This is a genomic window from Bradyrhizobium sp. SBR1B, from assembly GCF_014198205.1.
In the GTDB taxonomy this organism is placed as follows: Bacteria; Pseudomonadota; Alphaproteobacteria; order Rhizobiales; family Xanthobacteraceae; genus Bradyrhizobium.
Genome location: NZ_JACIHC010000030.1, coordinates 37916 through 45025 on the forward strand (window position 1 = coordinate 37916; position 7110 = coordinate 45025).

5 protein-coding genes and 1 pseudogene are annotated in these 7110 nt (G+C 65.0%); 3 read left to right on the forward strand and 3 right to left on the reverse strand.

All coding sequences use genetic code 11. The annotated features are described in order from the left end of the window. Positions 1 to 26 precede the first annotated feature (26 nt). Complete coding sequence (locus tag GGD61_RS37580; protein ID WP_092251503.1) at positions 27 to 1520, forward strand: NAD-dependent succinate-semialdehyde dehydrogenase; 1494 nt, start codon at positions 27 to 29, stop codon at positions 1518 to 1520. A gap of 52 nt (positions 1521 to 1572) precedes the next feature. On the opposite strand, the gene GGD61_RS37585 is transcribed toward GGD61_RS37580, so the two are convergent. The 3 genes from GGD61_RS37585 to GGD61_RS37595 form a co-directional block, all read right to left on the reverse strand. After that, on the reverse strand, positions 1573 to 1848 hold the full coding sequence (locus tag GGD61_RS37585) for a hypothetical protein (protein ID WP_092251505.1): 276 nt from the start codon (positions 1846 to 1848) through the stop codon (positions 1573 to 1575). 255 nt (positions 1849 to 2103) lie between these two features. Further along, the gene (locus GGD61_RS37590) at positions 2104 to 3018 is read right to left on the reverse strand and encodes a phosphoribosylaminoimidazolesuccinocarboxamide synthase (protein WP_092251509.1); all 915 of its coding nucleotides are present in this window, start codon (positions 3016 to 3018) and stop codon (positions 2104 to 2106) included. Positions 3019 to 3096: 78 nt separating this feature from the next. Continuing rightward, entirely contained in the window at positions 3097 to 4014 is a 918-nt protein-coding gene (locus GGD61_RS37595; protein ID WP_018319445.1) for a pirin family protein, read from the reverse strand. A 339-nt stretch (positions 4015 to 4353) separates the two neighbouring features. Between GGD61_RS37595 and GGD61_RS37600 the strand changes: the two are divergent. Together GGD61_RS37600 and GGD61_RS37605 are read left to right on the forward strand one after the other, a co-directional pair. Next, a pseudogene (locus GGD61_RS37600) lies at positions 4354 to 5416 on the forward strand (helix-turn-helix domain-containing protein). A 146-nt stretch (positions 5417 to 5562) separates the two neighbouring features. Further along, positions 5563 to 6990, forward strand: a complete 1428-nt coding sequence (locus tag GGD61_RS37605; protein WP_183232245.1) for a serine hydrolase — start codon at positions 5563 to 5565, stop codon at positions 6988 to 6990. Positions 6991 to 7110 lie beyond the last annotated feature (120 nt).

Below are 7110 nucleotides of genomic sequence, written 5' to 3' on the forward strand. Positions count from 1 at the left end.
GAAATGATCGTTCGAGGAGTAACGCCATGACCCCGCCCGCTGCCGCACGCGCCACGCAAGCCACCGCCACCCTGCGCGACCGGTTGAAAGACCCCTCGCTCCTGAAGGAGGCCTGCTACATCGACGGCACCTGGGTCGGCACGCCGCTCTTTGCCGTCAACAATCCCGCGACCGGTGTCGAGCTTGCAAAAGTGCCGCAGCTCGGTGCCGACGATACCACCAAGGCGGTCGAGGCCGCTCAGCGTGCCTTTCCGGCCTGGGCCAAGCACACCGCCAAGCAGCGCTCCAACATCCTGCGCAAATGGTTCGAGCTGATCATCGCCAACCGCGAGGATCTCGCGCTGATCCTGACCTCTGAGCAGGGCAAGCCGCTCTCGGAAGCGCTCGGCGAGGTCGATATCGGCGCGGCCTATATCGAGTTCTTCGCGGAGGAAGCCCGCCGCGTCTACGGCGAGACCATTCCGACGCAGCGGCCCGACGCGCGGCTGCTCGCGATCAAGCAGCCGATCGGCGTCTGCGGCGCGATCACGCCATGGAATTTCCCGAACTCGATGATCACCCGCAAGGTCTCCCCGGCGCTCGCCGCCGGTTGCACCGTGGTGCTCAAGCCCGCCAACGAGACGCCGCTGTCGGCCCTGGCGCTCGCCGTGCTTGCCGAGAAGGCCGGAATCCCCAAGGGCGTGCTCAACATCATCACCGGTGACGCGCCGCCGATCGGCAAGGTGCTGTGCGAGCATCCGGCAGTGCGCTTCGTCGGCTTCACCGGCTCGACCGCCGTCGGCAAGATCCTCTACCAGCAGGCCTCCGTCGGCGTGAAGCGGCTTGGCCTCGAGCTCGGCGGCAATGCGCCCTTCGTGGTGTTCGACGACGCCGATATCGACGCTGCGGTCGAAGGCGCCATCGTCTCGAAATATCGCAACATGGGTCAGACCTGCGTCTGCGCCAACCGCCTCTACGCCCAGGACAAGATCTACGACGAGTTCGTGCAGAAGCTGTCGAAGAAGGTCGCCGCGATGAAGATCGGTGACGGCACCGAGAGCGGCGTCACGCAGGGCCCGCTGATCAACCTGAAGGCGGTCGACAAGGTCGAGCGCCACATTGCTGATGCGGTGAAGCGCGGCGCCAAGGTCGTGACCGGCGGCAAGCGCAGCGAGCTCGGCCGCTCGTTCTTCGAACCCACCGTGCTGGCCGACGTCAAGTCGGACTCGCTGGTGTCGCAGGAGGAAACCTTCGGCCCGCTCGCGCCGGTGATCCGCTTCAAGGACGAAGCCGACGTGGTCGCGATGTGCAACGCCTCGCCGTTTGGCCTGGCGTCGTACTTCTACTCCCGCGATCTCGGCCGCGTCTGGCGCGTCGCCGAAGCGCTGGAGTCCGGCATGGTCGGCGTCAACACCGGTCTCATCACCACGGAAGTCGCACCCTTCGGCGGCGTCAAGGAAAGCGGCCTGGGGCGCGAGGGCTCACGTCACGGCATGGAAGAATATGTCGAGATCAAATACGTGATGATGGCTGGGATCTGACCGGCAATCGAGGCTCCCGCGCCGGCGATTTGGACTCGCCGGCGCGAAGGCATCAGCGGCACACGTAGGCGCCGTTCACATAGACGCGGACGCATGCTGCGCCGGCGGCTGCCGCACCCACAGCCGCGCCACCGACGACCGCGCGCCGCGTGGTTCGGCGTGCAACGCCGGCAACGCTCGCTGGGGTGGCCGGTCGGCCGACCCTGGCTTCGGCGCTTGAAACGCCGAACACGATGCCGGCGTCGTTTGACCATTCGGTTGAGCCGAAAATTCCGCAGCCCAGAACGGCTGCAAAAAGTAGCGTTCGCTTGATGCCGACCAGCCTCATGGCAACCTCCCTCGTTGTTGTATCAAGCCGAGGTGATCAGCTTCCTTTTATCGTTGGCTCCCGGTTTGATCTGGATCAATGGAGTCGAGATCGCAGCCCAGATGGGGCCAAAGCGCCGCCCTAAGGACGAGCTCCACTTAAATCCGAATTCTCTGCTCGTCGGACGGTTCCCGATCTGCGCTACGCTTGTCCGGGACGACAGCGAAGTGTGAATGACGGTCGACGTAGGAGGCGGGGCGTGCGGCAGTATCGCGCCTAGATCTTCAGCTCCGTGCCCGTCACCCGCCGATACGCCTCCAGATAGCGCTTGCTGGTCGCGTCCACCACGCTTGCCGGCAATGGCGGCGGCGGGGCGTCGCCGTTCCAGCGGCCGGCACGGCGCTCGACGTCGAGATAGTCGCGTAGGGGCTGCTTGTCGAAGCTCGCCTGCGGCTGGCCGGGCTTGTAGGCATCGACCGCCCAGAAGCGCGAGGAATCCGGCGTCATGACTTCGTCGATCAGGATGATGCGGCCGTCCTTGTCCTGGCCGAATTCGAACTTGGTGTCGGCGATGATGATGCCCTGCTCGCGCGCCAGCTCCTCGCCGAGCGTGTAGATCGCGCGCGTCATGCTCTCCAGCGTGTAGGCGACCTCGTCGCCGACGACCTCGCGCATTTTCGCAATCGTGATGTTCTCGTCGTGGCCGGTCTCGGCCTTGGTCGCCGGGCTGAAGATCGAAGGCTCGAGCTTCTCGCTCTCGACGAGGCCGGCCTTCAGCTTCTCGCCCGCGAGCGTGCCGCTGGCGGCGTACTCCTTCCAGGCCGAGCCTGAGATATAGCCGCGGATCACGCACTCGATCGGGAATACGGTGGTGCGCTTGCACAGCATGGCGCGGCCAAGGATCTCGGCGCGGTGCGGTTTCAGCGCCGGCACGGCCGCGATGATCTCGTCGGTATCGGCGCTGATCATATGATGCGGCACCACGCCTTCCAGCTTGCCGAACCAGAACGCGCTGATCTGCGTCAGCACCGCGCCCTTCATCGGGATGGTCTCGCCCATCACCACGTCAAAGGCGCTGATGCGGTCGGTGGTGACGAGCAGCAGGCGGTCGTCGTCGACGGCGTAGATATCGCGCACCTTGCCGCGTCCGATCTTGGTCAGGGGCAGGTCGCTGGAGAGCATGGTGGTCATCGGCAGAGCTTTCGCGGACTTGGCTTTCAGGCAGGATATCCGGCCGCACTGGACAGCACGGCCGGCAACCGGGTTAGCCTATTCCGGCAGCGGAATGAACTCATGTTCCTGCGGAACTGCCGCGAAACGGCCGGTTTTCCAGTCCTGCTTGGCCTGCTCGATCCGCTCCTTGCTGGAGGACACGAAATTCCACCAGACGTGGCGCGGCCCCTCCAGCGCATCGCCGCCGAGAAACATCATCCGGGTCGCTTTCAGCGCCTTCACGGTGATGCGGTCGCCGGGGCGGAAGATCAGCAGTCGCGGCGCCTCGTAACGCTCGTTTGCAATCTCGACCTCGCCGTCGACGATATAGATCGCGCGCTCCTCATGATCGGGATCGAGCGGCACGCTCGCGCCGGCGGCGGCCGTGACCTCGGTGTAGAACCAGGGCGACACCATCGCCACAGGCGACGTGATGCCGAACGACGTGCCTGCGATCACCCGCGCGGTGAAATCGCGCTCGGAGATCATCGGCAAATCGCCGGCGCCGTAATGCTGGAACGACGGCGCGATCTCTTCCGATCCCGCCGGCAGCGCGATCCAGCTTTGCAGGCCCAGCATTTTCTGGCCCGAGGCGCGCTGCGCTTCGGGCGTGCGCTCGGAATGCGCGATGCCGCGCCCGGCCGTCATCAAATTCATCGCGCCGGGCGCGATCTCCTGGACGTTGCCCTCGCTGTCGCGATGCATGATCGCGCCATCGAACAGATAGGTGACGGTGGCAAGTCCGATATGCGGATGCGGCCGCACGTCCATGCCCTTGCCGGAGACGAACTGGACGGGGCCGAAATGGTCGAAGAAGATGAAGGGCCCGACCATCTGCCGCTTGCCATGCGGCAGCGCACGCCGCACCGCGAATCCGTCGCCGAGATCGCGCGTGCGCGGCACGATGACGAGATCGAGCGCATCGCAGGACATGGGATCGCCGAGCACGGGATCGTTCGAGGGTTGCCAGCTCATGGGGGATTCCTTCCGTATTAAGCGAGCGCGATCGTAGCAGGATTTGACGTCGCCGTCGCGACAAAGGCCGGGGGCCGTCGCCGGGGGCAATAGCTCCACATACTCCGCTGTCATGCTCCGCGAAAGCGGTGCATCGAGCCGTAGGGTGGGCAAAGGCGCGCTAGCGCCGTGCCCACCATCTTTCTCCGATCGAGAAGAAGCGGTGGGCACGCTTCGCTTTGCCCACCCTACGATCTGTGAAACCGGGCGCTGACTGTTGTGAGTAAGGATGGTCCTTGAAAAAATAACGCCAACGAACGATGTTCGGCTGGTTCCAACCACTCCCGTTCGCCCCAGCCGATGACCCTTGCCGCAACCGAGCTCGCCTTCCGCGCTGCCAGCGTTGCGCTGCTACTGATGCTGGCGGCGTCGCTGTTGCACGACTTTCGCAACGTGCTGGCAGCCCGCCTCGGCGCCGCCTTCGCGCTCAGCTCGGCCGCGCATGCGGTGAGCTATTCGGTGGATGTCACCTCGCCGATCTCGCTCTGGCATGCACCGCTGATCGCGTTGTCGACTGGCACCATCGTAGTGTTCTGGCTGTTCACACGCTCCCTGTTCGACGACGAGTTTCGCCTCCGCTGGTGGCACGGATGGGTCTGGGCGCTGGTGACGGCCTTCAGCTTCGCAGGCTGCGTCTGGATTGCACCCAGCGGCCATGTGCGCTTCTCGGTGACGGTGATCAATCTGATCGTGCTCGGTTTCATCGCCCTTGCGGTCGGGCAGATGATCGCCTCCTGGCCGGCTGACCTAGTCGAGCGCCGCCGCAGCGCTCGTGTCTTCGTCGTCTGTGCAATCGCGCTCTATTGGCGGGCTGAACGCGGTGCTCCAGATCGCCGTCGTCGGCCACCACGTCGGCGATGTCGCCGAAACCATCAATGCCGGCGTGCTCGCCTGCACCGTCGCGGCGATCGTCTATGCCATGATGCGCATCGATGGGGCGGATCTGTTTCCGGCCGCGGTGGCGCCCGCCCCGCCGGTTGTTTTCAGTCAGCCTGCGGCCGATGAATCCGCCGATCAAAAACTCATCGACGCCCTGATGCGGCTGATGGCGGACGAGCGGATCTATCGTCAGGAGAACATCACCATCGGCGTGCTGGCGGGTCGGCTGAAAATTCCGGAATACCGGCTGCGCCGGCTGATCAACCAGCGGCTCGGTTATCGCAACTTCAATGTGTTCCTGAACAATCACCGGATCGAGGAGGCCAAGGCGGCGCTTGCCGATCCCGCCCAGGCCGAGGTCCCCGTCATCACCATCGCGATGGATGCCGGCTTCCAGTCGCTCGGCCCGTTCAATCGCGCTTTCAAGGCGGTGACTGGGGTGACGCCGACGGAATATCGGCGGCTGAAGGTGAATGCGGCCTAGATTTTTAGACCTTTGAAATCACGTAAGAATTCCGAAATTGACTAGCCTCGATCAGTTTCGACGAGGTCGTTTTCCAAATCCGGCGAGCGCGTATCGCCCGCCTCCGGCCTGCTCTCCCGCACTCGCCCCAAAGCCGGAGAAAGCCCGTGACTCGCCGCCGCAAGATCATTCTCCTCACCACCACCATCGCCTGTGCCGGCCTCGCGCTCGGCGCCGCACGCGCCCGCGACGCGCCGAAGGTTGCGACCGGCTTCATCGCCCACACGCTCTGCTCGGAGATATTCGTCTCCGGCCTCGATCTCATGCGCGACCTCGCCGAGACCACCGACGCGATGCCGGGCGCGGGTCTGCTCACCTGGGCGATGGATCTTCGGGTCGATCGCACGCGCAAGGATGTCACGGTGTCCCTGTTCGGAATCGGCCGCAGCCATGCCGTCTATCGCGAGGGACTTGGTTGTACGCTCGAGCACGGGCAGGGGATCGCCGATGTCGCGTTGCCGCCTGACGACAGGCAGCCCGCGCTGCTCCCCGAGATCGCCGGCCCGGGGATCGTGCCGCCGCAGAGCGAGGGCCTGGCAGCCGCGCTCGACCGCGCCTTTGCCGAGCCCACGCAGCCGCCTTATCGCCGCACCCGCGCCATCGTCGTCATGAAGGCCGGCCGCATCATCGCCGAGCGCTATGCCGACGGCATCGGGCCGGAGACGCAACTGCTCGGTTTCTCCATGACGAAGTCGGTGATGTCAGCGCTGACAGGCATTCTGGTGCGCCAGGGCAAGTTGAAGCTCGACGGTCCCGCGCCCGTCGCTGCCTGGCAAAATCCGGATGATCCGCGTCATCCCATCACCGTCGATCAATTGCTGCGTCACACCGCAGGCATTGCGCTCGGAAGCTCGCTGGAGGCCTCGCTCGGCTCCGCGCTGGAACCGGTCAACACCATGAAATACGCCGAAGACGATATGGCCAGCTTTGCCGAGCGCGCGCCGCTTGCGACCGCGCCGGGCACGGCGTGGAATTATCACGACGGCAACTTCCTCGTCCTCGCGCATCTGCTGCGTGATGCCGCCGGCGGCAAGCCTGCCGATGCGCTCCGCTTTGCACGCCGCGAATTGTTCGCGCCACTCGGCATGGTCAACGTCACGCTTCAGCTCGACGCTTCAGGCATGATCGAGGGCTCCGGCGAAATGCTGGCCTCTGCGCGCGACTGGGCGCGCTTCGGCCAGCTCTATCTCAACGACGGCATAGCCGGCGGCAAGCGTATCCTGCCCGAGGGCTGGGTGAATTATTCCGCGTCGGCCACGCCGCATGCCTGGGTCGGCATCGGCGCCGGCTTCTGGACCAACCAGGGCGACAGCATTGGTGCAAAGTTTCGCATCGCGCACGGCTGGCCGCGCGATGCCTTCTTCGCCAAGGGCACAATCGGGCAGTACGCGATCATGATCCCATCGGAGAAGCTGGTGATCGTGAGGCTCGGTCGCTCACCGAACGGGCCGCTGGGTGCCGATGGCGTGTTCGATCTGGTGCGGGATGTGGTGGCCGCGACGCGCGAGAAGGGGAAGCTGGCGGGGGTGAATTGAAAGTAGAGCTTGGCGCTACTTCCCCTCTCCCCTTGTGGGCCTGTTGCGTTATCGGTCTTGGAGGCTGAGGACATGAGGAGAGAGGGGCGCGGTCACGGCAATTGCCAGCGAGGTCTCTAG

Coding starts and splice junctions, on each gene's coding strand:
- GGD61_RS37580 (WP_092251503.1), top strand. CDS start 27: ATGACCCCGCCCGCTGCCGCACGCGCCACGCAAGCCACCGCCACCCTG.
- GGD61_RS37585 (WP_092251505.1), bottom strand. CDS start 1,848: ATGAGGCTGGTCGGCATCAAGCGAACGCTACTTTTTGCAGCCGTTCTG.
- GGD61_RS37590 (WP_092251509.1), bottom strand. CDS start 3,018: ATGACCACCATGCTCTCCAGCGACCTGCCCCTGACCAAGATCGGACGC.
- GGD61_RS37595 (WP_018319445.1), bottom strand. CDS start 4,014: ATGAGCTGGCAACCCTCGAACGATCCCGTGCTCGGCGATCCCATGTCC.